This window comes from Acetobacter sp. DsW_059 (assembly GCF_002153695.1).
Lineage (GTDB): Bacteria > Pseudomonadota > Alphaproteobacteria > Acetobacterales > Acetobacteraceae > Acetobacter > Acetobacter thailandicus.
On the sequence record NZ_JOPI01000034.1, the window covers coordinates 1 to 25,368 of the forward strand.

Sequence of the window (25,368 nt, forward strand, 5' to 3'; positions counted from 1 at the left end):
TCTTTATTAAATAAAAATAAAAATAAAAATATTTACATGATTATAACAATAAAATTAAATATTGAAAAATAATTTAAATTATATTGTTTTATATTTATTTTTTATTTTCACTTTTCTTTTAAAGATGAATATTTACACAATATTAACTGGAATAAAATATGAATCAATTTCACTCTTCAACCCGACATCATGTTATATCTAACACACGTCAGTAGCAGCACAATGAATGACCGCAAAGCTTAGGCACTCCCTCGCCTTAGCTCTTATTTTAATATACGCTTAATTCAATCTTAATGAGGCCTCGGGGAGAGCAAAGTGAAACGTTTTTGCATTCTGGCTACAGCACTATCTTTAAGTGCATGCGCGAGCCCTAAGCCCGTCAATAAATGGGCGCCCTGTGGCCTGACTGAGCAGCAGGGATTCTATCTTGAATCACATGGGTTAATGAACCCCATTGAAGCTCAGGACTGGATTGTTGCCGGCGTATCAAGCCCCGAACAAATTATTGCATGGCGTGCAACGGGTCTGTCATCTCTGATGGCAAGCAAATTTATACAGGCCGGCATTACCACACCTAAAGCTGCACGTTCATGGCTTTATGCTCTTAATGCTAATCAGTCTCCCGCCACCCTAAGTGTGGCAACCATCAAAACATATAAAACTGCCACAGATACCGGGACCGTCACCCCTGCGAATATTGGCAGTGTCATTCACTCACTGAATATAGACAGAAACAATACACGTAAGGTGCTTGCCATTGCTAAAAGCGTCAACCAGCAGGGTTTAAGCCCAGCTAAGGCGGCAGAGCAGCTAAAACTCTAAAATACAAAAACTATATGACCATAAACTGCACAATAGTTTATGGTCATACTATCCGCTCCCGACAGAGCAAGAAAAAATTCTATTATGTAAACCACCAGCTGGTCACAACAGCTGCTAAGGCCACACCGAGAAGAAGACACACAGGAAGCATCAGGACAGACATTAAAGACTCTCCTTCTTCCGTCATACCCAGGTCAACGTCATCTTCATCGAAATCTGTCTGATCTTCCATGCAACTCAATCTATGCCATAGCTTAAAAGTAAGCGAATCAATTATATCACTCTGCGTATAATACGATGTGCAGGCCCATACTGCACAAGGCAGAACAGTCATAAACAACCGTAAAAAATATTAACCGCCACGCCACGCCATTCGCAAAACGCAGAAGACGTGCGTCTTACTGACATTGTCAGCCTTACTCTCTTGTTTTAAAGCAGAGCATTACACACAACAGAGTATCTTTTATAATGTACCAGAAGCGCGTCAGTAACAGATGGGGAGTTCAGCTTGCGCTGCGACTGCTTATCTTTCTGACGCTTACAGGTACAGTCGCACAGGTTCTGCTTCAGGGCTTTACTCTCCCTGATGAAATGCCACGCGCGGCTATCGAGCGCCTGACCGGCATTGATATTAACCCGCAGCACCAGACTGACTGCACCATAATGCCGATGATGCACATGCATCATCATCACGGGCATCATCACGGCCCATCGCACGAAAGCTGTATCCTCTGCCCGCTTCTGGTCATGACAGCGCTTATTCTGACAAGCCTGCCGGCCCTGCCTGGTTGCTCTGCCGAACGATACAGGCAGGAGCATCAGTCTTATCAGGCCAGAGCACCTCCCCCTGCTCCGCGCACGTTACCACCGTCGCGCGCTCCCCCCTTATCCTTCTGAACTGACCACACCGCCTCTTTTCCTGCGCTCAAAGGGTTGCTGCCGGCTGCCCTGCACACCCTGAACGAAGTGAAAAAGGCCGCGTATTTTTTTCTGTTCAGGATGATACCAATGCTTTTCACCGCAAAGCCCTGCGGCTGCGGTCGTATACGATCACACTATGCTGCATTTACATGCCTTCTGCTGGCAACGACGCCTTATACCTGCCTGACGGCAGCGTATGCAGACACACTGACACCTGTCGTCAGCACAATGACACATCCTGTGTCTCCCGCACCGGGGCAGCCCGCACCTAAAGCCGAAACGATTATCGTTAACGGCATACGCCATAGCGCCATTACCAGCCCTGACACAGCTAATCTGCTCAAAAACAGCATGGGGTACAGCAGCTACTCTGCCGGGGGCGTCTCTTCCCTGCCGGTTCTGAACGGTATGGCAGATGACCGGGTCAACACCCTGGTTGACGGCATGAACATTCCCCCTGCCTGCCCCAACCACATGAACCCGGCCATGTCGTATGTCGACCCTGACAGCGTTTCAGAAGCCGTTGCTATTGCCGGCATAACACCTGTCAGTCTTGGCGGCGACAGTACCGGCGGTACTATTCAGATCAGGCGCAAGGACCCGCTTTTTGCAAAAGCAGGTAAAATTCTTGTCACTGGTCATGTTCGTGCTGACTATAAAAGCAACGGTGCCGGGTCAGGTGTTTCCGGCAGCATTACCGCTGCTAACGACACGATAAGCCTGCGCTATACCGGGTCATATGCCCACGCCACCAATTACCGCGCCGGGGGCGGCACTCTTGTACGCTCAACCAGTTATCTCAGTTACAACCATGCTGTAACGCTTGGGATTCATAAAAAGAATCACCTGCTGGCTATCACTTTCGGGCAGCAGGACATTCCCTACGAAGGTTTTCCTAACCAGTATATGGATATGACCAACAACCGCTCCACGTATGTTGATGGTAAGTATAAAGGTGACTTTAACTGGGGCACCCTTGAAGTGCAGGGATACTGGCAGCGTGTTTCACATGTCATGAACATGCTGGGCGACAAAGGTGGCCACTCGACAACAACCGGCATGCCCATGAACACTGATTCACGCACAGCCGCCTATAACATTCTTGCCACGATACCACTCAGCACCAGCCACACCCTAAAAGCCGGCAGCTCTTTTAACCATAACGGGCTGAATGACTGGTGGCCACCACTACAGGGCAGCATGATGATGGGGCCGAATACCTATAAAAACATCAACAATGGCCATCGTGATCATCTGGGGCACTTTGTCGAATGGAATGCCCGGTGGACCTCTCGTTTTTCTACGCAGCTTGGCATGCGCAATGATATTATCATGATGAACACCGGCCAGGTGACCCCCTACTCATGGAGCGGCATGATGTCAGCCGCTGATGCTGCTGCAGCCCGTAATTTTAACGCCGCACGCCGGGGGCGCACTGATGTCAACTTTGACGTAACCGCCACCGGAAAATGGCTGATTACTGACAGTCTTTCACTTGAGGGCGGATACGCCCGCAAAACCCGCTCACCTAACCTGTATGAACGCTATGCATGGGGCCGTGGCAGTATGGCTACACGTATGATAGGCTGGTTCGGTGATGGCAACGGCTATGTTGGCAACCTTAATCTCAAACCCGAAATTGCCAACACCATCAGCGCGACGCTCGACTGGCATGACCCTTCTTCTCAGAAGTGGAATATCAGCGTTCAGCCCTTTTATACCTACACGCATAACTATATTAATGTGATACGCCTCTCTTCAGCGACCGCATCACCGGCAACACTTCAGTTCGTTAACCACAACGCCCGCAGCTATGGTATCAATGCCAGCGGACACCTGAATTTGTGGGATACAAACAAATATGGCAGAGCTGACCTGAAAACAAACCTTAACTGGGTCAGAGGCCAGGATCTGGTTACCCACTCAGGGCTTTACCATCAGATGCCGGTTAACGGCTCCGTTCGCCTGACAGAAACTTATGGCAACTGGTCAGGGCGTATGGACCTCACACTTGTCAAAAGCAAAACAACCGTTGACTGGCTGCGCAATGAACCGCACACACCAGGTTATGCCCTGCTTGGGATAGGCAGCAGCTACCGATGGAAAATGTTTACCATTGACGGCAGTATCGACAATATTATGGACCAGAAATATTACCTGCCACTGGGTGGCGTTGATACAGGTGTTTATAAACAGACCGGTTCTTTCGTCCCGCTTCTGGGGTTTGGCCGCTCCTTCAACCTCAGCCTGACAGCATCATTTTAAAACTTCAGCCGTAAGATCAGCGGGGCTGGATAAAGCAAAGAATAAAGGAAGACACACAATACACCCGGTGATGACAGTGCCTTATCAGGCACTGTCACGATACTCGCTGATTACACCTGCTCAGGCACAGGCGTTGGTTTATTGTTTTCATCTACAGCAACAAAAACAAAGCGCCCTTTTGTAACAAGCCGCAACCCGGGGTCACGGCGCGGGCGGGCCCATGCTTCAATATTGATTGTCAGCGACGTGCGACCAATCTTTCCGATCGATGTATAAACTGTCAGCTCATCACCTACAGCAACGGGTGCATGAAAAGAAACCGCATCCATCGCTATTGTTACAGTTTTGGCACGGGCACGCTGCGTAGCAACAGACCCTGCAGCAAGATCCATCTGCGAGATAATCCACCCACCAAAAATATCACCGGCGGGGTTTGTATTTTCGGGCATAGCAATCACACGAATAGTGACATCCCCTACCGGAGCAGTCTGCACCTGCTCCGCACCTTCTGCTACATGGCTCATATGTGTGCTGTAACCTTCCCCTTTTTATGTCTGATTTTGTACTTTGTTCGTAAAAATCATGACACATGCGTCTAAAACTTATTTGCTCCGAACAGCTGCCCTGACCTGCTCAGCCGTTAAAAACGTGTCCGGCACTGTGCCGAAATTACATGTGCCGGTAAAGTCAACATTACGACAGTGAACAAGGCTGGCTCTTACGAAGCTTGTTGCGTATGAAGGGTAAGATCATGCCCAGCTCATTCCCCTCTGCCCGATATGCACCTGCCCTTATGGTTCGCCAGCACCTCTTCTCTTTACTCACAGAAGATGGCGAACTTCTGACGCTTTCAGCCTCAGAAGCATGCAGGCATTTGCGCACGATGACACCCCCTCTGGTTGTCAATGCACCCGACACACTCTCTGAGCTGGGCCTGCGCACGTCTGAGCAGCCTTTTCCATGCTTCGACCTGCTTGAACTCTACACCTTTGTCTATCCGGCCCGGCCCGTCGTACCAACGCCACGCGGACTGGCTATTGCCCTGGGTCATGAGCCTGATGATATCCCATCCGAAGAGGCAGACCTGTTACATACTCTGCTCTCTCAGATACTCGCCGATCTTGAAACGCTGAGCAACGGCCCGCAGGCAGAGTTTCTCAACGCTCTGACAATACGCCTTGGGCAGGCAGAGTGGCCATGGGCCAGCACAGTTGCAGAGTGCATCAGACTAAACAGCAGGCTTACGTCATCAGGAAAACTGCCTGATGACGCCATGCAACCTGCTGATGCGCTACGTATCTGGCATAAACTTCCCAAATGGGAAGAAACAGCCCCCCGCCCCCCTGCCTCAGCTTACCCGATCACGGCGGCTGAAGCCCGCACACGCCTTGCTGCCCTGCTGGGAGAAACAGCAGAAAACCGTGCCGGCCAGGCTGACTTCTCCAGTGTGTCAACCATTGCTTTTACACCTGCAACACATGCCGCAAGCCCCTCGATTGTGCTGGCGGAGGCCGGTACAGGCACAGGTAAAACTCTGGGCTACCTTGCACCGGCCAGCCTGTGGACCGAACGTAATGACGGCACGGTGTGGATCAGCACCTACACACGCCACCTGCAACGTCAGATAGAGCAGGAAACGAAACGGATTTTCCCTGATGAAGCCACCCGCCGCCGCCATGTTGTGCTGCGGAAAGGACGTGAAAATTATATGTGTCTTCTGAATATGGAAGATATCGTCAACAGCGCCGCTTCCCGCCCGGCACGTCTGACTGTCGCACTGGCTATGCTCGCCCGCTGGGCCATGGCCTCAGCCGATGGTGATCTGACAGGTGGCGACCTGCCCGGCTGGTTTGGCTCAGTCTTCGGGCATAATATTACATCAGCCGTCGCAGACCGGCGTGGTGAATGCATCCACGGGGCATGCGCGCACTACCAGCGCTGTTTCGTTGAACACACCATCCGACGCGCACGTGAGGCCGACCTGGTTATTGCTAATCATGCTCTCGTTATGGCGCAGGTTGCCTATGCCCGCCATGACGGGGACGCAACCGAAGAAACTCCGCAGGAAGAGACGATCCCTTCCCATTATATTTTTGACGAAGGCCACCACCTTTCAGATGCCGCTGATGGCGCTTTTTCAGCCGAGCTTTCAGGACTTGAAGCAGCTGAATTACGACGCTGGCTGCTTGGTGCAGAGGGCAACCGCTCTCGTGCCCGCGGGCTGAAGCGCCGCCTTGATGACCTCGTATCCGGCCACAAAAAACTTGAAGCACAGCTGGATGCCGCTCTTATGGCAGCCCATGCCCTGCCTGCACCAGGCTGGTCCGTTCGCCTTAATGAATCAGAAACAACGCAGGAAAAGACAGACACGCCTGAGGAGGCGGACACCACACCACCGGCCCCGAAACTTGAAAACCCTACTGAAGTTTTTTTACGCCTTATTCGCCAGCAGGTCATGGCACGCAACCAGACAGACCAGAGTTATGGCACAATAGAATGTGACCTGCACCCGCCCCTGCCTGAACTGACGCATGCAAGCCATACACTGGCCCAGGCCTATATGCAGCTTGCTCAGCCTTTGCGGGCATTAGCCAGTGCTCTGAACTTCCGCCTGCAGGACGAATCTGATACGCTCGACAGCACAACACGCGGACGTATTGAAGCCATGGTGCGCTCACTCCAGCGCCGTGCGATCACCCGCGTGGAAGCATGGATATCCATGCTTGAAACCTTTGACCAGCCAGCCAGAGAACCTGGCACTATGCCTGAACATGTTCATTTTCTGCGCCTGACCCGACGGGGCAAGCAGCACCTGATTGAGCAGGATGTCGGTCTGCACCGTCACTGGCTTGACCCCACCATTCCATTCGCGGGCATTATGGCATTACCCGCTCAGGGTCTGCTGATTACCTCAGCTACTCTGCGTGATCGTTCAGAAAGTGCCGACCCGCCGGCGCCCTCGACGCCCGCACAGGCAGAGTTTGATACTGAGGAAGCTGAACGCTCATGGGCTGCGGCTGAAGCGCTGACCGGAGTCTGCCATTTTCCTGCCCCGGCAGTACGGGCCAGCCTGAGCAGCCCTTTTGATTATGCCAGCCAGACGCGAACCTTCATTATTAACGATTTGGACCACAATAATCTGCATGATCTTTCCGCTGCTTTCAGAACATTATTCACAGCGTCTGGCGGCGGCGGACTGGGTCTGTTTACCGCCATTTCACGCCTGAGGGGTGTGCACTCTCATATTGCTACCCCCCTCAGAGAACAAAATATCCCCCTTTATGCACAGCACGTTAACGCATTGGATAATGCAACACTGATTGATATTTTTCGCACTGAGGAAAATGCCTGCCTGCTGGGTACGGATGCCATGCGAGACGGCGTTGATGTACCAGGCCGGGCCTTAAGGCTTGTGGTATTTGAGCGTGTTCCCTGGCCGAGACCGGACATTCTGCACAGAGAACGCCGTGTGCATCTGTCAGGTGGTGACCCCAAGGGATATGACGACAGCATCGCCCGTATGAAACTGCGGCAGGCTTTTGGCCGTCTTATTCGCAGTCAGTCAGACCGCGGTGTATTTGTATTGCTGGACCGACGCACACCCTCACGTCTTCTTTCTGCTTTTCCGCATGGTGTCAGCCCTGAACGCAGGGGGCTGGCGAAAGCCGCTGAAGAAATCAGAAGCTTTCTACTCCCGAAAGATTAAAAAACCTTCCGTCTGAAATTCAGCTCTTCTCTACAGAGAGTCATGTTTCCTGATTAAAGGTCACATGCACCCGCAGAGAAAATTATATTCAGACTCAGAGTGTTTTAAGGTTTGTAGCAGCTTCTTTACCACGCTCTGTAACCAGGTCGTAAGAAACTTTCTGATTTTCATCCAGGCCGCGCAGGCCAGCAGCCTGAACAGCTGTGATGTGCACGAACACGTCTTTACCGCCTTCTTCTGGGGCAATAAAACCAAAGCCTTTAGTGGCATTAAACCATTTAACTGTTCCGGTAGGCATCTGCAGGTAACTCTCTTATAGTCTTCTCCCTGCCGGACAAACCGCATGGCCGGCTGCAGGATTGTTTATTCCGGCCATGAAGCTCTGCAAATGTCAATAAAAATACCACCCTGCCTCAGGGCGGAAATGGCAGAAATGGCGTTTACCCGCTGATTATATTGAGGAAATAAAGTTTGTAACGGCAGCAGATATCGCTTCAGATATGAACGCTCAGATAACAAAACAAAAAATCAGAAAGTTTTTTTCTCCCTTCCTTGACTTGTCTGAGAGGCAGACCTATCTCCTGATTTGGCACTCCCGGGGTGGGAGTGCTAACGTAACGCGGCGTGTGTTACGCGCGGTAAACGCAGATGGTATAGCTTCCTGATAAGGATACCATCGCACAGATAAGAAACGTGGAGAGATCCATAATGACGAAATTTCGTCCTTTGCATGACCGTGTGGTCGTGCGTCGTCTCGAAAGCGAAGAAAAGACTGTTGGCGGCATCATCATTCCTGACACGGCTAAAGAAAAGCCTATGGAAGGTAAAGTTGTCGCTGCTGGTCCTGGCGCCCGCAATGAGCAGGGTCAGATCGTAGCGCTTGATGTTAAGGCTGGCGACACCATCCTGTTCGGCAAATGGTCCGGCACAGAAGTGAAGATCGACGGTGAAGACCTGCTGATCATGAAAGAAAGCGACATTCTGGGTATTATTTCCTGAGTGACGTGTCTGTGAGACGCTTTTCAATATTCAACCGATCCTCACTGGAGAAATTCTATGGCTGCTAAGGACGTAAAATTCGGTGCTGATGCACGCCAGCGTATGCTGCGTGGCGTTGACATCCTGGCTGACGCTGTAAAAGTTACACTCGGCCCAAAAGGTCGTAACGTAGTGCTCGACAAGAGCTTTGGCGCACCACGCATCACAAAAGACGGCGTGTCTGTTGCTAAAGAAATCGAACTGGCTGACAAGTTCGAAAACATGGGCGCTCAGATGCTGCGTGAAGTTGCATCTAAAACCAACGATGTTGCTGGTGACGGCACCACAACAGCCACCGTTCTGGCTCAGGCTATCGTTCGTGAAGGCCACAAAGCTGTTGCAGCTGGCATGAACCCGATGGATCTGAAACGCGGCATCGATAAAGCTGTCGCATCAGTTATCGAAGAGCTGAAGAAAAACGCAAAGAAAATCACCACACCGGCTGAAACAGCTCAGGTTGGCACGATCTCTGCAAACGGCGAAAGCGAAATCGGTAAAATGATTTCAGAAGCCATGCAGAAAGTCGGCTCTGAAGGTGTTATCACCGTTGAGGAAGCTAAACACTTCCAGACCGAGCTGGACGTTGTTGAAGGCATGCAGTTCGACCGCGGCTACATCTCTCCTTATTTCGTGACAAACACGGAAAAGATGACAGCCGACCTCGAAAACCCCTTCATCCTGATCCACGAGAAGAAACTCTCTTCTCTGCAGCCAATGCTGCCACTGCTGGAATCAGTTGTTCAGTCTGGCCGTCCGCTGCTCATCATCGCTGAAGATGTTGACGGTGAAGCTCTTGCTACCCTCGTCGTTAACAAACTGCGTGGTGGCCTGAAAATTGCTGCGGTTAAAGCTCCTGGCTTTGGTGACCGTCGCAAAGCTATGCTCGAAGATATCGCTATTCTGACCGGTGGTCAGGTTATCAGCGAAGATCTGGGCATCAAGCTGGAAACCGTTACTCTGCCAATGCTTGGCACAGCGAAAAAAGTACGCATCGACAAAGAAAACACAACCATTGTCGATGGTGCAGGTAAAGCTGACGACATTAAAGGTCGTTGCAAGCAGATCCGCGCTCAGATCGAAGAAACAACCTCTGACTACGACCGCGAAAAACTGCAGGAACGTCTGGCTAAACTGGCTGGTGGTGTTGCTGTTATCCGCGTTGGTGGTTCAACAGAGATCGAAGTTAAAGAGCGCAAAGACCGCGTTGACGATGCTCTGCACGCAACCCGTGCAGCTGTTGAAGAAGGTATCGTTCCTGGCGGTGGTACGGCTCTGGCACGTGCAACTCTGGCTCTGGCCAAACTGCACTACCACAACGAAGACCAGCGCGTTGGTGGCGACATCATCCGCAAAGCTCTGCAGGCTCCTCTGCGCCAGATCGCTCATAACGCTGGTGAAGATGGTGCAGTCATTGCCAACAAAGTCCTTGAAAACACGGACTATGCATTTGGTTTTGATGCTCAGGCAGGTGAATACAAAAACCTGGTTGAAGCCGGCATTATCGACCCTGCTAAAGTTGTGCGCACAGCCCTTCAGGACGCAGCATCTGTTGCTGGCCTGCTGATCACAACCGAAGCTATGGTTGCTGAACGCCCTGAGAAAAAAGCAGCTCCTGCTGGTGGCCCGGACATGGGTGGCATGGGCGGCATGGGCGGTATGGATTTCTGATACCACTGTCGTCTTTCCTTCGGGGTGCTTCCGCACTCCGAAGGGGGATACAAAAAGGGCGTGCCACTGATGAAAGCGGCACGCCCTTTTTTTACATCCTCTGTGAAATACAGATCAGATAATATAGTCAACCGGCGGAAGAATCTGGTCCATTGTCAATGCAGGCATGCCTGAATGACGTGTACCGACCTTGCGGGCCGGGTTACCAACAACCGTAGTAAATGCGGGTACATTTTCGAGCACAATAGAACCCGCCCCCACCTTGGCGCCTTCACCCAGCTGAATATTACCAAGCACCTTTGCACCGGCACCAATCAGTACACCCCGGCAAACCTTGGGGTGCCTGTCACCACTATGCTTACCCGTACCGCCAAGAGTTACCCCCTGTAAAATCGATACATCATCTTCAATAATACAGGTCTCACCCACCACAATACCGGTACCATGATCAAAGAGAATACGCTGACCGAGACGGGCCGCCGGGTGAATATCAACTGCAAATAATTCAGAAGCCCGGCTTTGCAGATGCAAAGCAAGGTGCCGCCGCCCTGCCCGCCAGAGCCAGTTCGCCACACGGTAGCTCTGCACCGCGTGATACCCCTTAAAAAACAAAAAAGGGGTCACAAAATCAGGGCATGCAGGGTCACGCTCACGAATAGCAACAAGATCAGCGGCTGAGGCGTACACTATAGAGGGATCAGCCCGGTAAGCCTCAGCCACAAGCTCTGATAATGCCGAAACTGCAACAGAGTGGTCGCCAAGTTTACGACCCATAAGAGCTGCCAGAGCTGAAGCAAAATCAGCATGGTTGCGCACGCCGGTTGCCAGGAGGCCTTTGACCAGAGGGTCATAACACTCACAGGCCTGCATCGTCATATTCTGCCACAAAACATTCAGCCAGGAGGCTGCGTTCTCAGCCTCAGCAAAATAACCTGAGAGAACCTGAGACGGCTGATTACGTGTCACTCACAGCTCCTTTCCGGGCAGCAGCAATAAAAAAATCGGTTTATCCTACACGCCCATCGCGTGACGTACAAACGCGCGACGCAAAGCAGGAATACGATTAACGCCGGCCAGCCCGAGATCTCTTGTCAGACGCAGAAGAGGGTTATTATTGCTAAACAGCCTGTCAAGCACATCAGTAGCCGCCAGCATCATCATATTTGCAGGGCGACAACGCGCCTGATAACGGGCAAGCAGTGCAGGAGAGCCATAATCTTCCCCTCTCTGATGTGCTTTTATCAAAATATCACTCAAAGCAATAACATCACGAAAACCAAGGTTAAGCCCCTGCCCCGCAATAGGATGAATACCATGGGCAGCATCACCAATCAGCAGCAGTCGTGTCGCGGTATAACGCTGTGCATATTGCGCTGAGAGCGGATATGTCCAGCGACGACCCACGGGGGTCACTTTACCCAGGCGTGAATTACCCATACGACGCTCAATTTCGCGGGCAAACTGATCATCCGGCAAAGCCGCAAAACGCTCAGCGACACCGTCTTTATCACTCCAGACGATTGCTGAAAGGTTAGGGTACTCCTCCGTTCCGGCCATGGGCAGCTGCGCAAAAGGCCCGGCTGGCAAAAAATGCTCCAGGGCAGCATTATCATGCGGATATTCATGGGCAATGGCCGCGACAATTGCCGTCTGCTTATAAGCCAGACGTGTCAAAGGAATACCGGCCTCATTACGCAACCGACTTTTACGGCCATCAGCAGCAACAACCAGAGAAGCCTTGAAGCTTCTGCCATCATGCAAACGAATAACCGCTGTATCAGCCTGGCGTTCAACCTTCACTTCAGCGGGAGCCAGAACTGTAAGATTAGCCTGGTGATGCATGGCTTTATTGAGTGCCACACGCAGACCGCGGGCTTCTGCCATCCAGCCAAATGGCTGACTGGCATCCTGACGGGTGAACTCTACAAACAATGACGAGGCAGGCTCACCGGGGCGGCCATCTGTTACAAGAATCTCTTCAATAGGGCATGACTCAAGTGGCAGGTATTCCCACACGCCGGCATCCTCCAGCAACTGCCGGGGACCGGCCGCAATGGCATAAGCCCGCCCGTCAAAATCAGGATGCTCCATAGGCTCAAGCGCCATGCGATCAACTATAGCTACTTTAATACCGGCTCTTGCCAGACGACAGGCCAGAGCCGCTCCGACCGGACCAGCTCCGACAACACACACATCAACATCAGTCAAAGATGGTGTGTCAGACGTGATTTCAGATGCAGCAGCCATAACTGTTTTTCCTCATATACCTGGCAGAGTATTCTGCTGCCCGCAGCACAAAGCACGAGCACAGTTTTCACTATCTAGACCATCCCTCTTCAGATGCCAAAGAAGAAGACTCGTCAACACCGGAAAATTCTGGCAGGATATTTACAAACAGTTACATTCGTCACAATTATTCATTTTTTACAAAAAGATAAAACGGCACATAAAACTCAGGGAACCAGACTGCAATGAAACTTGTGACTGCAATTATCAAACCCTTCAAGCTCGATGATGTGCGTGAAGCACTTGCTCCGCTGGGCATTCAGGGTCTTACCGTCTCAGAAGTCAAAGGGTTTGGACGCCAGAAAGGCCAGACCGAGATTTACCGCGGTGCAGAATATCGTATCAGCTTTCTGCCCAAAATTAAGATCGAGGTTGCTGTCTCTGATGCCATGGCAGACCAGGCTATCGAAGCGATCCTTGATGCGGCACACACAGGCAAAATTGGTGATGGCAAGATTTTTGTCAGTGAACTGACGCGTGTTATCCGTATCCGCACACGTGAAACCAACGACGAAGCACTATAATTTTCACTACTTATCGCACCAGAGAGGAAAAATAAGATCCCTGATGTTTTTTCTGATCAAGGTTATTCTCTCTGGGCTTATTGTTGCGATTGTCTCCGGCGTAGCAAAACGCTACCCGGCGTTCGGTGCGCTGATCGCCTCCCTTCCATTCATATCTATACTCGGTATGATATGGCTGTGGACGGAAACACATGATGCAGATGGTATGAAACAACATACCTACGCAACCTTCTGGTATATTCTGCCATCACTGCCTATGTTTCTTTTTGTTCCATGGCTGATGGAAAAAAAAGTTTCATTTTACCCTGCTCTTTTGAGCGGGTGCCTGCTTACTATTGTACTTTATGTCATTACCGCATGGGGCCTGAGCCTCATAAAACCCATACCCTAAACTACATACCATCTCTGTCATTACAGATAAAACAAACGCTATTCTGGTATGCATGATTCATAACCAGAGTTGATAAACAATATTTCGGCTATTAACCCGGATATGTTAGACTTATTTTTTACGAGGTTCAGAGGATAAAATGGGTTTTCGCTCTGCTGCAATAACTATGGTTTACAATGAAAGTAAAATCCTGCCTGTATGGCTCGATTATTACGGCAGCAACCTTGGCTATGATAACCTTTATATTATTGACCACGGATCAGACGATGGATCCACGACCAGAATACCAGGAAATGTTATAAAAATACCCCGTGATGAGTTTGACGACGTTCAGCGAGCCGCTTTTATCACCCATCTCCACACAGCACTGCTAAAAGCTTTTGACTGCGTTATTTATACAGACTGTGATGAGTTTCTCCTCCCACGCCCGGACCGCTATAACAGCCTTGCCTCTTACCTGAAATTACAGCCACACGGCAATAATATCAGAGCAGTCGGCATTGACGTTATGCCGGGCAACCTCTCACTTCCTCCGGTCGATTTCTCACGTGATATTCTTCCTCAGCGCCCTTACGGTTTCCTTACGCCATGGGAGTCAAAGCCGCTGGTTGCAAAAATTCCGACACAGTGGGAGCCAGGCTTTCATGAATGCAACCAGCACAGTCAGCTTGATGAAGACCTCTGGCTGTTTCATCTGAAATTGTGCGACATTGATTATGCTATGAAACGCTTACATGTGACGCGTTCAATGAAATGGAACCTCAGCCACAACCCCGACAGTGGCGCGCATCAGCGGCGCAGTGACCAGGAAATGCGAGATTTTTTTGATGCCGTAGTGCGGGACCAGGAAGCCGGCTATCTCAGTGACCTGCCTCTCACAGAGCTTCTGTCGCGAGGCAGCACAAGTAAATTACGTCGTATTCCAGATATGTTTTTACAATATTTATAAATTATTGAGAGGATTTACCTGTGGCCATCAGCTACCCAGCCATTAAAGCAGGCCTGACAAACCAGAAAATCGCAATTATTGGCCTTATTCATAAAGCATTACGCGACAAAAAATCTCTGACGCTGCCTTCTCTGACATCATATTATCCTGAAACCCGCAAACATGATTTTTGCAGTTTTGAAAAAATCTATAAAGAAGCAACCCTGGAGCGTGCGCTGAGCGCTTTTGGCCTCTCATCTGTAGCTGAGCCAGAACCCGAGATGACAGACAGCGGACTGTGCTTTTTAGAAGGAGCCGATCGCTGGGCAGAAACAGCACTTAAGGGACAGGTCGAATGGCCTGACCTGACCTGTCAGATTATACGCCACCTGCAGCCGTCTGATTTGTTACTGGATTTTTGCAGGCTGCTGCTACAGAAAATCAAAGCAGAGGGCATTACTCATGCCATACAGCTTCGCGTAGAGAACGACTGGCAGTCTTATGCCGAGCATGTTCTGGCAAGTTTTGCTGCACCGCACGAAGAATATAAGCCCACTTTTCTGGAAATTATTCAGAAAGCAAAGCGTACATGGGGAAATACATTTACAAAAGCTTATGTTCTTTCCGATGAAGGCGGTCTGCCAGCTGACAAAGAAACCATCCGCGCTGAAGTTTTAAAAGAACTTGGTGTGGAGCTCTTCTGGAAATCAGACTTTTTATCCCCGTCCATTCTGAGCTCGAACCTGATTTCTTCCATCATTGATTTTGAAATTGCTCTGGCACTGCCATTTTTTGCGGGAAACAGCCGGTCAACCTTCGCCTGTTTTGTCTCTTTTGAAAAATTCTGCCGCACAGGGCGTTACGCAAAAAACCACTATATTTACAATAATTCAGGCCCGCACCTCATGCTCCGTTATGACAACGGTGCTCTTATGGCCCCCGAACAGCTTAAAGATGCTCTTTTTGCCCGCCAGCCACTGCTGGAAGTCAGCCCTTACGACCGGGAGTGGGCACTGACACTCACAGCACATCTGGCACAAACGGGTGATTTTATCAGCCGCACACAATTTGTTATGGGCGTACCTTCCGGCCACCTGGTCATTGATGGCTCTTCTGATCCTTTGCGCTCAATCGAAGGTTTTCAGCTTGATGTAAACTCTCCCCTCCCCTCGCTTGAATACAGAGCCCGCAATAAAGAAGGACGCCATACCCCCTGGCAGCCAGCCGGGTCATTCTGCGGCAGCAGAGGGAAAAATGCCCCTCTGACCGGCTTTAGCTTTCGCATTAAGGGCCCCGCCAGCCTGACAACTGACTGTATATATGCTGCCCGCTTTAGCGAACATTCTGAAGTGATACATGCTAAGAATGGCGAGTGGTGCACCCTGGGGAATGATCATAACCTCACGGCTATCCACCTGCTTTTCCGTCCGCAAAAACCTTTCGGACGCTGAGCGACTCTTCACCTGAATGCTGATCAGGTGCGGTTGTTTTTGTAGTTTTGCGACTTTAATACCATTTTTTAAAAATTTATTACCCAGGACTACGATACGATACAGAAACATCTTGCAGGAGGCAGAAACCTTAAGGCATACACTTAGAAAGCAAGTATCTTTCTTCTAAGGAGAGTTGTCACCATGTCTTCGCAGTTTCGCATGGTCAGGCCTGAATCTGTCAAACTGACTACACGCTGCCTTCTGCCAGCTGTCGCTGGTATTTCTTCTCTGCTTTACAGCGTGACACCTGCTCATGCGGCTGATGCTTCACCGGCTATTGACACCGGTGATACAGCATGGATGCTGACAAGCACGGTTATTGTCCTCATGATGACAATTCCGGGGCTGGCTCTTTTTTATGCCGGTATGGTGCGCAAGAAAAACGTTCTGGCAACCCTCATGCAGTCTTTTGCTCTGTGCTGCATTATCTCCATTGTCTGGATGGTTGCCGGTTACTCCCTGACATTCAGCAACGGAACAGCCTGGATCGGTGGTTTTTCACGCCTGTTTCTTAATGGGCTGGGTGAGCACATCCATAACGGCACCGATATTGCCTTTACGCTGGGAGCAGGAACAGCCGGGGCAACCCAGATGACGATCCCTGAGAGCGTCTATATGCTGTTTCAGATGACATTTGCTGTCATCACCCCCGCGCTGATTTCCGGCGCATATGCTGAACGCATGAAATTTAGCTCCATGTGTGTTTTCTCCATCCTGTGGTCATTGCTGGTATATACGCCTGTTGCTCACTGGGTCTGGAGCCCGGCTGGCTGGCTGGCTGGTCTTGGCACTGCTGACTTCGCCGGCGGCACTGTTGTGCATATTAATGCTGGTATTGCGGGCCTTGTCTGTGCGCTTGTTCTCGGGCACCGCAAAGGCTACGGCCATGACGACCTCTCTCCTTTCAACCTGACATACGCCATCATCGGCGCTTCTCTGCTGTGGGTTGGCTGGTTTGGCTTTAACGCCGGTTCAGCTGGTGGCGCTAACGGCCGTGCAGGTATGGCTATGGTCACAACACAGGTTGCGGCAGCAGGTGCCGGCGTTGCCTGGATGCTGATGGAGTGGATTTTCAAAAGCAAACCAACTGTTCTGGGTATTATTTCAGGCGCTATTGGCGGTCTTGTTGCCATCACACCGGCAGCTGGCTTCGTGCTGCCAGGCAGTGCTCTGATTATCGGCCTGATTACGGGTGCAGTTTGTTTCTGGAGCGCGACCTCTCTCAAGCACATGCTTGGATATGATGACAGCCTTGATGCCTTTGGCGTGCACGGTGTTGGCGGTATCCTTGGTGCGCTGCTGACAGGTGTATTTGCTTATGGCCCGCTTTCAGCAACAGATGCTAACCCTGCAGGCATTACCGGTTCATTCCATCAGCTGATCATTCAGGCGGAAGCTGTAGGTGTAACCATTCTGTGGTGTGGCGTTATTTCTTTCGTCCTGCTCAAACTGATTGATGCCACTATGGGCCTGCGCGTTTCGAAAGAAGAGGAACAGGAAGGTCTTGATATGTCTCTGCACGGAGAGCGCATTAACATCTGATCTACCCTCTTTAAACCTTAACCGGTTGTGGTTATGCTATAATAGACTGGCCACGACCCCGGGGTAGCATAGGGTTTACCCCGGCGTGGCTGATTTGTTCTGGGGTTTAATATGATATCTCCTTCTCGGATCACCATCGCCGCCCTGGCTCTGAGCTGCGCTGCTACGTTTTCTGCTCCTGCAGCTCATGCTCTGAGCGCCAGAGAATGTCATCAGAACTTCTCAGATGCCCGCAAAGCTGGAACAGCTGCCGGCCAGAGCTATAAAGAATTTAAGGCGGCACATTGCGACGCCTCTGCAGCTGAAAAAACTGCACCGGCCACACCGACTGCTGAAACCTCTGCTGCTCAGACTGCAGCCCCGGCTGATAAAGCTGAAAAAACCGCTGAGAAAAAAGAAAAACACTCAGCTGTTACAGCAGCCACTGATTCCAGTGCTGTATTTCCAACAGCAATCGCTCCGCAATATGCCAAGCTGCCAGCAGGTAAAGCACGCATGAAAACATGCGTTGACCAGTACAATGCTAACAAAGCAGACGGCCACAATGGATCACTGAAATGGATTCAGAAAGGTGGCGGCTATTACAGCCTGTGCAACAATCGTCTCAAAGGCGAATAAACTTACCGATGCGTCTGGTCTGTTTTTACAGGCCGGAGTGACGGCATAATGTAGAGCTTACCTGAGCGATATGAGAGCCACACTCTGTGTGCTGCAAACCAGTCTGCTCCCAGCAACATATCTGCATTATCTTTCAAAGGGGAAACAGTCAGTACAGGCTGTTTCTCCTCTTCCAGCCCATATTGCAGGCTGTTAAATTTATGCCAATAATAACGCTGCTGACGGCCATCAATACCACTTGTCACACCCCCGGGGTCAGTTGCCAGTGTCTGAGCCGAAAGACCTGTTCTTAAAGCTGCCGCCTCAGAGACAATACGCGAGCGCGCACCGCTATCAACGAGAGCTTTCACAGGCATACCATCAAGAACGAGCTGTACTGACACACGCCTCCCGTCAAACTGCACAGGTAAAGCTCGGTAAATAACATGCCATCCCTCCGGGCCATCACAGCCCGATGAAGGGGCAGCCGGCTGCCATAAATTCAGCCAGCCTTCAGCAACATTAAACTCGACATCATAGCGTGAGAGAAGATCTCCCCCGACCAGGCCTTCAACAGGCGGCTGTGTTACAGGTTTACCAGGTAAATACCCGACCGGCACGGATAGAGGGCCTGTTTCGACCCCTCCGACCTTCAATGACCGGACATGCACATTAGGCACCAGCCGCTGCCCGCCGCCGGTGCCCTGCACCACCGTGTGCATCCCTTTATCAAGAGGCAGGCCCATCGCATCAGCACCATCGGGAGAGATCAGACTTCCCTCCGAACCGGTATCCATAATCATACTCACCGTATGACCATCAATCTCTACCGGGCTAATGAGAAATCCACTTTTGTCATAAAGAGGAACGTGCGCCAGCAATGTGTGCCGGCACACATGATCCGCTGCATAAGAGGCGCCCCCCCACATGACAGTGATAAGGCTGACGCCGGCACAAAGACTTCTCAGAGCCCGGTACGGTCTGACACCTGATGCTAAAGGGCGCATAATGTTCAGCTCAGTTCATGGGCAAAACGCTCTGTAGCCCGCAGCAACGCATTGAGAATACCCGGCTCTGAAAGCGCGTGGCCTGCCGCATCAATCAGATGAAACTCGGCCTCTGGCCAGGCTTTATGCAGCTCCCATGCCGTGCGTGCTGGTGTCGCCATGTCATAACGCCCCTGTACAATAACTGCCGGGATATGCCTGATACGCTCAACATCACGCAAAAGCTGCCCTTCCTCCAGCCAGCCGCCATGAACAAAATAATGATTTTCAATGCGCGAAAAGGCCAGCGCATAATCATCTTCCTGATGTTTACTTTCAATATCGGGGGCAGGCAAAAGAGTTAACGTACTCCCCTCCCATACGCTCCAGGCAATAGCAGCCTCAAGCCTTACTGCCTTATCTTCAGAGGTCAGGCGCCTGCGATACGCCGCCATCAGATCACCACGTTCTTCCGGCGGGACAGGTGCCAGAAATTTCTCCCACTTATCAGGAAAAATCCACGAAGCACCTTCCTGATAGTACCACAGAAGTTCGTCACGTCGCAGCGTGAAAATACCACGTAACATCAGTGCGGTAACACGCTCAGGGTGGGTCTGGGCATAAGCCAGCGCCAGAGTAGACCCCCATGACCCGCCAAACACAGCCCATTGCTCAACATTACACAGCCGGCGCAGACGCTCGATATCAGCCACAAGGTGCCATGTTGTATTATTTTCAAGCGACGCATGCGGCTTAGAGCGACCACACCCGCGCTGATCGAAAAGCAGAACCCGATAGCGGGCCGGGTCAAACAGCTGCCGCTGCGCAGCATTACAGCCCCCGCCAGGACCACCATGCAGAAAGACGACCGGTATCCCCTTTGGGTTTCCGCATTCTTCCCAGTAAATCTGGTGTCCTTCCCCGGTATCAAGATAGCCATGAGCATAAGGCTCGATAGCAGGCCAGGGAGCGCGAAACGTGCCGGACATGTCTGTGTGATCCTTTTTTAAAAAGAGAAAAAAATCTTATGAAGTAGTATGCGCTCTTGGATGTGCTTTACGCCAGACCTCAAGCAGTCGTGCTTCATCAGCCAGAGTATAGTGCTGTGTTGTTGAAAGGCTGGCATGCCCGAGAAGCTCCTGAATAACGCGCAGGTCAGCTCCCCCTTCCATCAGATGCGTCGCGAAAGAATGTCGCAAAGAATGAGGTGTCGCATCCTCAGACAACCCGGCAAGGGCGCGCCATTCGCGCATTGCTTTCTGGGCAACACCGGCCTGAAGTCGTTTACCCCGCACACCAGGAAAAAGCGGTGCAGCCCCCCCCTGCGGGTCAGGGTGAACCTTTACCCATGCTTCCAGCGCGCCCCGAACCTGCGCCAGCACCGGTATCAGACGCTCCTTACTGCCTTTACCTTTGACTTTAAGAATATTACTGGCGCGCACCAGACCAATATCTCTCACATCAAGATTAAGCGCTTCAGAAATACGTAACCCACAGCCATACAGCAGCAAAAATAACGTGCCATCGCGCTGACGCGCCATATCTGTATGTGCGCAGTCACCAATGTTCTGCGGCACAGCTTTCGCATCTTTCACGCTCAACGGGCGCGGCAGTGGTTTTTTTGTACGGGGTGTGGCCAGCAGGGTCACAGCTGTATTCTCCACCCCCTGACGCTTTGCAAGATAGCGAAAAAAAGACCTCACAGCTGATACGCGCCGCGAGCGGGTACGGGCTGCACGATCAGGTGTATTTTTACGCACCGATGGCCTGACCGGCTGCACCCGCTCATGAGCAAGCCAGGCCCGCATATCCCGCAGACTGATTTTACCAAGTCCTGCCATATCGGGCAGACCGCCCAGATGCTCCGTCATAAACGATAAAAAACGTTTCAGATCATTGCGATAGGCTTCTATTGTCAGGGGGGAAGCCCGACGTTCTGTCCCCATCCAGAGTAAAAATGCCTCAGCAGCTTCTTCACCTGTCATTTTGCCTCTCTCAGCACAGATCTCCTCTCACATTTTGCGACAAGTCTCTTGTCGTGCACGATGTAAGGGGGCACTCTGCACCTTTTCTAACACAGGCCCCGTAAAAAGAGACCATGAAATCCGCTTCGCTTTTTTCGACCTTATCAGAGACACTGGCTGATGTCGCGCAGCCACAGCAGCGGGTTTCTGTTTTATTACCGATGCCTTTTAAAGGGCCATTTGATTATCTTTCTCCGCCCGATATCACACTTAATCCCGGAGATATTGTGCTGGTGCCCCTGGGGCGGCGACAAAAAACCGGTGTCGTATGGGAAACCTCATCAGACCTGCCCCCTGACCTCGCACCACCGGCAGAACAAAAAGACAGAACAGACACATCACGCCTTAAAGAGGTTGCTGAGCTTCTCGAACTTCCTCCTTTATCGGCTGACCTCCGGCGCTTTATTAACTGGGTTGCGGCCTATACACTGACACCACCCGGCATGGTTATGGCCATGACACTCAGGCTGCATATGCACGGTGTTACATCAGCCGGAACCGGATGGCTGCCAGCAGACACCATACCTGCTGACTTACGCATGACCCCTGCCCGCCAGAAGGTACTCGACCTGCTGCGCAAAGGCCTGCCACAAACAACGACTGACATCTCAGCCGCTACGGGCGTCAGTGCAGGAGTTGTCAAAGGGCTGGCTGATGCCAGAGCCCTGAGAGCCATTAAGCTGGAACCCGAATGTCCTGTAGAGGCACCCGACCCCGGCTATCGCCTGCCGGCATTAGAAGCAGAGCAGGCCAGAGCCACCACAGCACTACGTCAGAGTGTTGAGAAAGGCGGGTTCTCGGTTACGTTACTTGAAGGGGTCACAGGATCAGGCAAGACCGAAATTTACCTTGAGGCTATTGCTGCCTGTATTGAGCAGGGTAAGCAGGCTCTCATTCTCCTGCCTGAAATTGCTCTCTCTGCACAATGGACAGAGCGCTTCATTCGCCGGTTTGGTGTCGCTCCTGCAATCTGGCACTCAGACACCGGGCAGCGTATGCGCCGGCTCACCTGGCACGCCACTGCAAATGGTAATGCTTCAGTCGTAGTGGGCGCGCGTTCTGCGCTGTTTCTGCCGTTTGAAAAGCTTGGCCTTATTGTCATTGATGAAGAGCATGAGGCACTCTACAAACAGGAAGAAGGCGTTATTTACAACGCCCGCGACATGGCCATTGTACGCGCACGCCTTGTGCAATGCCCGACAGTTCTTGTTTCAGCCACACCCAGCCTGGAAACTCTGGTTAATGTGCAGTCCGGCCGTTACAGGCACCTGATGCTCCCTTCCCGTCACGGTGGGGCAACAATGCCAGAAACCCGCATTATCGACATGCGGGTACATCCACCCGAGCGCGGACGCTTTATTTCTCCCGCTCTGACAGAAGAACTCTCTGCCACCCTTGCGCGGCAGGAGCAGGCAATGCTTTTCCTGAACCGGAGGGGATATGCCCCGCTAACCTTATGCCGTGCCTGTGGGCACCGTATGGAGTGCCCGCACTGCACCGCATGGCTGGTAGAGCACCGTGCCCGTAAACGCCTGTGCTGCCACTACTGCGAATATTTTGAACCTGTGCCCGTTACCTGCCCGGCCTGCCATGAAGAAAATACTCTGACATCAATTGGCCCGGGCATTGAGCGTATCACTGAAGAAGCACGCGAACTTTTCCCTGATGCACGCATTCTGGTCATGGCCAGTGATACCCTCACCAGCCCGACGGCTATAACCGAAGCTGTCACGCGTATTTCAAACCGCGAGATTGACCTGATTATTGGCACACAGGTTGTGGCTAAGGGGTGGCACTTCCCTTACCTGACGCTGGTCGGTATTGTTGATGCTGACCTGGGGCTGAGCGGAGGTGACCTGCGGGCTGGCGAGCGCACATTTCAGCTGCTGCACCAGGTAGCAGGGCGAGCAGGACGTGCCAGCGCACCCGGACGGGTATTGCTGCAAAGCTATACGCCGGAGCACCCGGTGATGAGTGCATTGCTTTCAGGTAGTCAGGACCGTTTTATGGCACAGGAGGCCATGCAGCGTCAGCCAGGTTTCTGGCCGCCATATGGCCGGCTGGCCGCATTAATTATAAGCTGTGAAGATGCCGCAAAAGCTGACGCTGTGGCAAATGCCTTCGGGCGCATGGCCCCCTATGGTGAAGGTATACAGGTGCTAGGCCCCACACCGGCCCCGGTTGCCGTGCTCCGCAACCGCCACCGCCGCCGTCTGCTGCTGCGCACAAAACGCACCATTGCCCTGCAACCCATCTTACACCGCTGGCTTGATATGGTGAAACCAGACCGCAACGTCAGAATTGATATTGATATCGACCCTGTTTCATTTTTATAAGAATTTAAAGGTCATGAACGAATAATATTCAGAAGTGACATAACCTCATGCGTGTATAGCCGCTTAATTACGACTATACACATCTTCCACTCTTACAATATCATCTTCACCCAGATACGAACCAGACTGAACCTCTATCAGTGTCAAAGGAATGTGGCCGGGATTTTCAAGCCGGTGCAGGTCACCCAGAGGTAAATAAATACTCTCATTTTCACGCACGATTAACTCTTCTTCTCCACGGGTAACAAGGGCTGTCCCCTCAACAATCACCCAGTGTTCGGCACGATGATAATGCTTTTGTAAAGAAAGCTTCTGCCCCGGTTTCACAACAATTTTCTTCACCTGGAAGCGATGCCCCTGCGTCAGCGCCTCATAATGCCCCCACGGACGATAGGTCATCTGATGGCTGTCAGCTTCAGGCATATCATTTTTCTTCAGCTGCTGAACCAGAAGTTTGACATCCTGAGCCCGGTCTTTTTTTGTAACCAGAACTGCATCCTGCGTGGTAACGACTATAAGATCGTCAACGCCAAGAACAGCGGTAAGAATACCATCTGTACGAACATAAGACCGCTGCACATCTTCCAGCATAACGTTACCATGCACTACGTTACCTGATGCATCCTGCGGCCCCAGCTCCCACAAAGCATCCCAGCTACCCACGTCTGACCAGCCAAAGCTACCAGGGACAACTGCGGCCATATCTGTCCGCTCGGCCACTGCGTAATCAACTGAAATATCAGGAGAGCGACAAAAACTTTCCGGCTCCAGCCGCTCGAAATCCATATCACTTTTACGATTTGCAACAGACTGTCTGACACAGGCAAAAACTTCGGGCTCATAGCGCTCTACTTCAGACAAAAACGTTGCTGCGCGAACAACAAACATACCTGAGTTCCACAAATAGCCACCCTGAGCGAGAAAAGACCGGGCACGTGACGTATCTGGCTTTTCAACAAAACGCCCGACCTGAAAGACATCTGGCATATCAGGCAAGGCTTCGCCCTGCTCGATATATCCATAACCGGTCTCAGGACGGGTTGGCGTCATACCGAAAGTAACCAGATATCCTTTTTTTGCAGCTGTAATTGCACTACTCAGCGCCTGGTGCAGGCTCGCTTCATCCTGAATGGCCGCATCTGCTGTCATAATCCACAAAATAGCATCCGGGTTATGTTCAGCCACAATAAAAGCTGCGGCTGTAATTGCAGGCGTGGAGTTACGTCCCTCTGGCTCCAGAACAATACGGGCATCCTGTATGCCTGCATCACGCAACTGCTCTGCGATAATAAAACGATGCGCATCGTTGCAGACAACAACCGGCCCGGCTGTTCCTTCAGCCTGACCACGTAATGCTGTCTCCTGCAAAAGTGTCTGCTCAGTCAGCAGCGGCCAGAATTGTTTGGGAAAGCTCTTCCGTGACACAGGCCACAACCGGCTGCCAGCTCCCCCTGAAAGAATAACAGGCACGATCGCATGCTCTGCACTATTCATTTTTTGTAAAACAGAAGGACTTGGACTCTTAGCCATATATTTTGTTCCAGACACACCTCCGAGACTAAAAATTATATCTCAGCCCCTAAAAACGAGAATAATTTTAACATCTATTACTCTTACAGAAAAGAGAATGTTAATTACTTACATCTTATTATATTATATAATTTTAATTTTATTCTTAGGTAAAAAGAACAGGAGGTAATATCTTCCACAAATTATGGTCAGTTCTGCCACATTTAGTAAGTTATGATGCCTGCCTGACATATAAAAAATAATTATAAAATTATGAAAGAATTATTAATCAGGTATAAATTTTAATATAAAAATATACAGCAGCTGAAAAT

The 25,368-nt window shown here is 51.2% G+C and carries 22 protein-coding genes; 13 read left to right on the plus strand and 9 right to left on the minus strand.

Annotated features, from left to right (window positions below; genetic code table 11):
* Positions 1-315 precede the first annotated feature (315 nt).
* Positions 316-822: a hypothetical protein gene (locus tag HK25_RS07900; protein WP_143295979.1), complete on the plus strand. Its 507-nt coding sequence runs from the start codon at positions 316-318 to the stop codon at positions 820-822.
* An 82-nt stretch (positions 823-904) separates the two neighbouring features.
* Here the strand turns inward: HK25_RS07900 and HK25_RS13250 are convergent, their stop codons facing one another.
* Entirely contained in the window at positions 905-1,054 is a 150-nt protein-coding gene (locus HK25_RS13250; protein WP_198943235.1) for a hypothetical protein, read from the minus strand.
* Positions 1,055-1,290: 236 nt separating this feature from the next.
* Between HK25_RS13250 and HK25_RS07905 the strand changes: the two genes are divergently transcribed.
* Both HK25_RS07905 and HK25_RS07910 read left to right on the plus strand, forming a co-directional pair.
* Complete coding sequence (locus HK25_RS07905; RefSeq protein ID WP_086554632.1) at positions 1,291-1,719, plus strand: DUF2946 family protein; 429 nt, start codon at positions 1,291-1,293, stop codon at positions 1,717-1,719.
* Between the two features lie 102 nt (positions 1,720-1,821).
* Positions 1,822-4,008 carry a TonB-dependent receptor gene (locus tag HK25_RS07910; protein WP_086635891.1) on the plus strand — a complete coding sequence of 729 codons (2,187 nt, stop codon included), beginning with the start codon at positions 1,822-1,824 and terminating at the stop codon, positions 4,006-4,008.
* A gap of 110 nt (positions 4,009-4,118) precedes the next feature.
* Here HK25_RS07910 and HK25_RS07915 read toward each other — a convergent pair whose 3' ends face one another.
* On the minus strand, positions 4,119-4,532 hold the full coding sequence (locus HK25_RS07915) for an acyl-CoA thioesterase (protein WP_086554631.1): 414 nt from the start codon (positions 4,530-4,532) through the stop codon (positions 4,119-4,121).
* Between the two features lie 227 nt (positions 4,533-4,759).
* Between HK25_RS07915 and HK25_RS07920 the strand changes: the two genes are divergently transcribed.
* Complete coding sequence (locus tag HK25_RS07920; RefSeq protein ID WP_086635880.1) at positions 4,760-7,714, plus strand: ATP-dependent DNA helicase; 2,955 nt, start codon at positions 4,760-4,762, stop codon at positions 7,712-7,714.
* Between the two features lie 94 nt (positions 7,715-7,808).
* Here HK25_RS07920 and HK25_RS07925 read toward each other — a convergent pair whose 3' ends face one another.
* Positions 7,809-8,012 (minus strand): cold-shock protein, encoded by a 204-nt coding sequence (locus tag HK25_RS07925; RefSeq protein ID WP_086554629.1) that lies wholly within the window; start codon positions 8,010-8,012, stop codon positions 7,809-7,811.
* A gap of 410 nt (positions 8,013-8,422) precedes the next feature.
* Here HK25_RS07925 and groES point away from each other — a divergent pair, with 410 nt between their 5' ends.
* On the plus strand, positions 8,423-8,713 hold the full coding sequence (groES, locus tag HK25_RS07930) for a co-chaperone GroES (protein WP_086554628.1): 291 nt from the start codon (positions 8,423-8,425) through the stop codon (positions 8,711-8,713).
* A gap of 57 nt (positions 8,714-8,770) precedes the next feature.
* Positions 8,771-10,420: a chaperonin GroEL gene (groL, locus tag HK25_RS07935; RefSeq protein ID WP_086635881.1), complete on the plus strand. Its 1,650-nt coding sequence runs from the start codon at positions 8,771-8,773 to the stop codon at positions 10,418-10,420.
* Positions 10,421-10,534: 114 nt separating this feature from the next.
* Here the strand turns inward: groL and cysE are convergent, their stop codons facing one another.
* On the minus strand, positions 10,535-11,296 hold the full coding sequence (gene cysE / locus HK25_RS07940; RefSeq protein WP_086554646.1) for a serine O-acetyltransferase: 762 nt from the start codon (positions 11,294-11,296) through the stop codon (positions 10,535-10,537).
* Between the two features lie 135 nt (positions 11,297-11,431).
* Positions 11,432-12,667, minus strand: a complete 1,236-nt coding sequence (locus HK25_RS07945) for a UbiH/UbiF/VisC/COQ6 family ubiquinone biosynthesis hydroxylase (RefSeq protein WP_086635882.1) — start codon at positions 12,665-12,667, stop codon at positions 11,432-11,434.
* 224 nt (positions 12,668-12,891) lie between these two features.
* Between HK25_RS07945 and HK25_RS07950 the strand changes: the two genes are divergently transcribed.
* The 6 genes from HK25_RS07950 (at position 12,892) to HK25_RS07975 (ending at position 18,202) form a co-directional block, all read left to right on the plus strand.
* A complete protein-coding gene (locus HK25_RS07950; RefSeq protein ID WP_086554625.1) occupies positions 12,892-13,230 on the plus strand; it encodes a P-II family nitrogen regulator in 339 nt (112 codons plus the stop codon).
* A 43-nt stretch (positions 13,231-13,273) separates the two neighbouring features.
* A complete protein-coding gene (locus HK25_RS07955; protein WP_086635883.1) occupies positions 13,274-13,621 on the plus strand; it encodes a DUF3147 family protein in 348 nt (115 codons plus the stop codon).
* Between the two features lie 139 nt (positions 13,622-13,760).
* Positions 13,761-14,570, plus strand: coding sequence for a glycosyltransferase family 2 protein (locus HK25_RS07960; protein ID WP_086635884.1), 810 nt, complete (start codon positions 13,761-13,763; stop codon positions 14,568-14,570).
* Positions 14,571-14,590: 20 nt separating this feature from the next.
* A complete protein-coding gene (locus HK25_RS07965; protein ID WP_086635885.1) occupies positions 14,591-16,000 on the plus strand; it encodes a hypothetical protein in 1,410 nt (469 codons plus the stop codon).
* Between the two features lie 183 nt (positions 16,001-16,183).
* Positions 16,184-17,584: an ammonium transporter gene (locus HK25_RS07970; RefSeq protein ID WP_369822929.1), complete on the plus strand. Its 1,401-nt coding sequence runs from the start codon at positions 16,184-16,186 to the stop codon at positions 17,582-17,584.
* 111 nt (positions 17,585-17,695) lie between these two features.
* Positions 17,696-18,202 carry a hypothetical protein gene (locus HK25_RS07975; RefSeq protein WP_086635886.1) on the plus strand — a complete coding sequence of 169 codons (507 nt, stop codon included), beginning with the start codon at positions 17,696-17,698 and terminating at the stop codon, positions 18,200-18,202.
* A gap of 2 nt (positions 18,203-18,204) precedes the next feature.
* Here the strand turns inward: HK25_RS07975 and HK25_RS07980 are convergent, their stop codons facing one another.
* From HK25_RS07980 to HK25_RS07990, 3 genes are read right to left on the minus strand one after another with little or no spacing between them, the layout of a single operon-like run.
* On the minus strand, positions 18,205-19,188 hold the full coding sequence (locus HK25_RS07980; protein ID WP_086635887.1) for a retroviral-like aspartic protease family protein: 984 nt from the start codon (positions 19,186-19,188) through the stop codon (positions 18,205-18,207).
* A gap of 5 nt (positions 19,189-19,193) precedes the next feature.
* The gene (gene pip / locus HK25_RS07985; protein WP_086635888.1) at positions 19,194-20,156 is read right to left on the minus strand and encodes a prolyl aminopeptidase; all 963 of its coding nucleotides are present in this window, start codon (positions 20,154-20,156) and stop codon (positions 19,194-19,196) included.
* A 36-nt stretch (positions 20,157-20,192) separates the two neighbouring features.
* Positions 20,193-21,152 carry a tyrosine recombinase XerC gene (locus HK25_RS07990; protein ID WP_086554619.1) on the minus strand — a complete coding sequence of 320 codons (960 nt, stop codon included), beginning with the start codon at positions 21,150-21,152 and terminating at the stop codon, positions 20,193-20,195.
* 113 nt (positions 21,153-21,265) lie between these two features.
* On the opposite strand from HK25_RS07990, the gene HK25_RS07995 reads away from it, so the two are divergent.
* Positions 21,266-23,527 carry a primosomal protein N' gene (locus HK25_RS07995; RefSeq protein WP_086635889.1) on the plus strand — a complete coding sequence of 754 codons (2,262 nt, stop codon included), beginning with the start codon at positions 21,266-21,268 and terminating at the stop codon, positions 23,525-23,527.
* Positions 23,528-23,590: 63 nt separating this feature from the next.
* Here HK25_RS07995 and HK25_RS08000 read toward each other — a convergent pair whose 3' ends face one another.
* On the minus strand, positions 23,591-25,057 hold the full coding sequence (locus HK25_RS08000; protein ID WP_086635890.1) for a mannose-1-phosphate guanylyltransferase/mannose-6-phosphate isomerase: 1,467 nt from the start codon (positions 25,055-25,057) through the stop codon (positions 23,591-23,593).
* Between the last annotated feature and the right edge of the window lie 311 nt (positions 25,058-25,368).

Coding starts and splice junctions, on each gene's coding strand:
- HK25_RS13250 (WP_198943235.1), bottom strand. CDS start 1,054: ATGGAAGATCAGACAGATTTCGATGAAGATGACGTTGACCTGGGTATG.
- HK25_RS07905 (WP_086554632.1), top strand. CDS start 1,291: ATGTACCAGAAGCGCGTCAGTAACAGATGGGGAGTTCAGCTTGCGCTG.
- HK25_RS07910 (WP_086635891.1), top strand. CDS start 1,822: ATGATACCAATGCTTTTCACCGCAAAGCCCTGCGGCTGCGGTCGTATA.
- HK25_RS07915 (WP_086554631.1), bottom strand. CDS start 4,532: ATGAGCCATGTAGCAGAAGGTGCGGAGCAGGTGCAGACTGCTCCGGTA.
- HK25_RS07920 (WP_086635880.1), top strand. CDS start 4,760: ATGCCCAGCTCATTCCCCTCTGCCCGATATGCACCTGCCCTTATGGTT.
- HK25_RS07925 (WP_086554629.1), bottom strand. CDS start 8,012: ATGCCTACCGGAACAGTTAAATGGTTTAATGCCACTAAAGGCTTTGGT.
- groES (WP_086554628.1), top strand. CDS start 8,423: ATGACGAAATTTCGTCCTTTGCATGACCGTGTGGTCGTGCGTCGTCTC.
- groL (WP_086635881.1), top strand. CDS start 8,771: ATGGCTGCTAAGGACGTAAAATTCGGTGCTGATGCACGCCAGCGTATG.
- cysE (WP_086554646.1), bottom strand. CDS start 11,296: ATGACGATGCAGGCCTGTGAGTGTTATGACCCTCTGGTCAAAGGCCTC.
- HK25_RS07945 (WP_086635882.1), bottom strand. CDS start 12,667: ATGGCTGCTGCATCTGAAATCACGTCTGACACACCATCTTTGACTGAT.
- HK25_RS07950 (WP_086554625.1), top strand. CDS start 12,892: ATGAAACTTGTGACTGCAATTATCAAACCCTTCAAGCTCGATGATGTG.
- HK25_RS07955 (WP_086635883.1), top strand. CDS start 13,274: ATGTTTTTTCTGATCAAGGTTATTCTCTCTGGGCTTATTGTTGCGATT.
- HK25_RS07960 (WP_086635884.1), top strand. CDS start 13,761: ATGGGTTTTCGCTCTGCTGCAATAACTATGGTTTACAATGAAAGTAAA.
- HK25_RS07970 (WP_369822929.1), top strand. CDS start 16,184: ATGTCTTCGCAGTTTCGCATGGTCAGGCCTGAATCTGTCAAACTGACT.
- HK25_RS07975 (WP_086635886.1), top strand. CDS start 17,696: ATGATATCTCCTTCTCGGATCACCATCGCCGCCCTGGCTCTGAGCTGC.
- HK25_RS07980 (WP_086635887.1), bottom strand. CDS start 19,188: ATGCGCCCTTTAGCATCAGGTGTCAGACCGTACCGGGCTCTGAGAAGT.
- pip (WP_086635888.1), bottom strand. CDS start 20,156: ATGTCCGGCACGTTTCGCGCTCCCTGGCCTGCTATCGAGCCTTATGCT.
- HK25_RS07990 (WP_086554619.1), bottom strand. CDS start 21,152: ATGACAGGTGAAGAAGCTGCTGAGGCATTTTTACTCTGGATGGGGACA.
- HK25_RS07995 (WP_086635889.1), top strand. CDS start 21,266: ATGAAATCCGCTTCGCTTTTTTCGACCTTATCAGAGACACTGGCTGAT.
- HK25_RS08000 (WP_086635890.1), bottom strand. CDS start 25,057: ATGGCTAAGAGTCCAAGTCCTTCTGTTTTACAAAAAATGAATAGTGCA.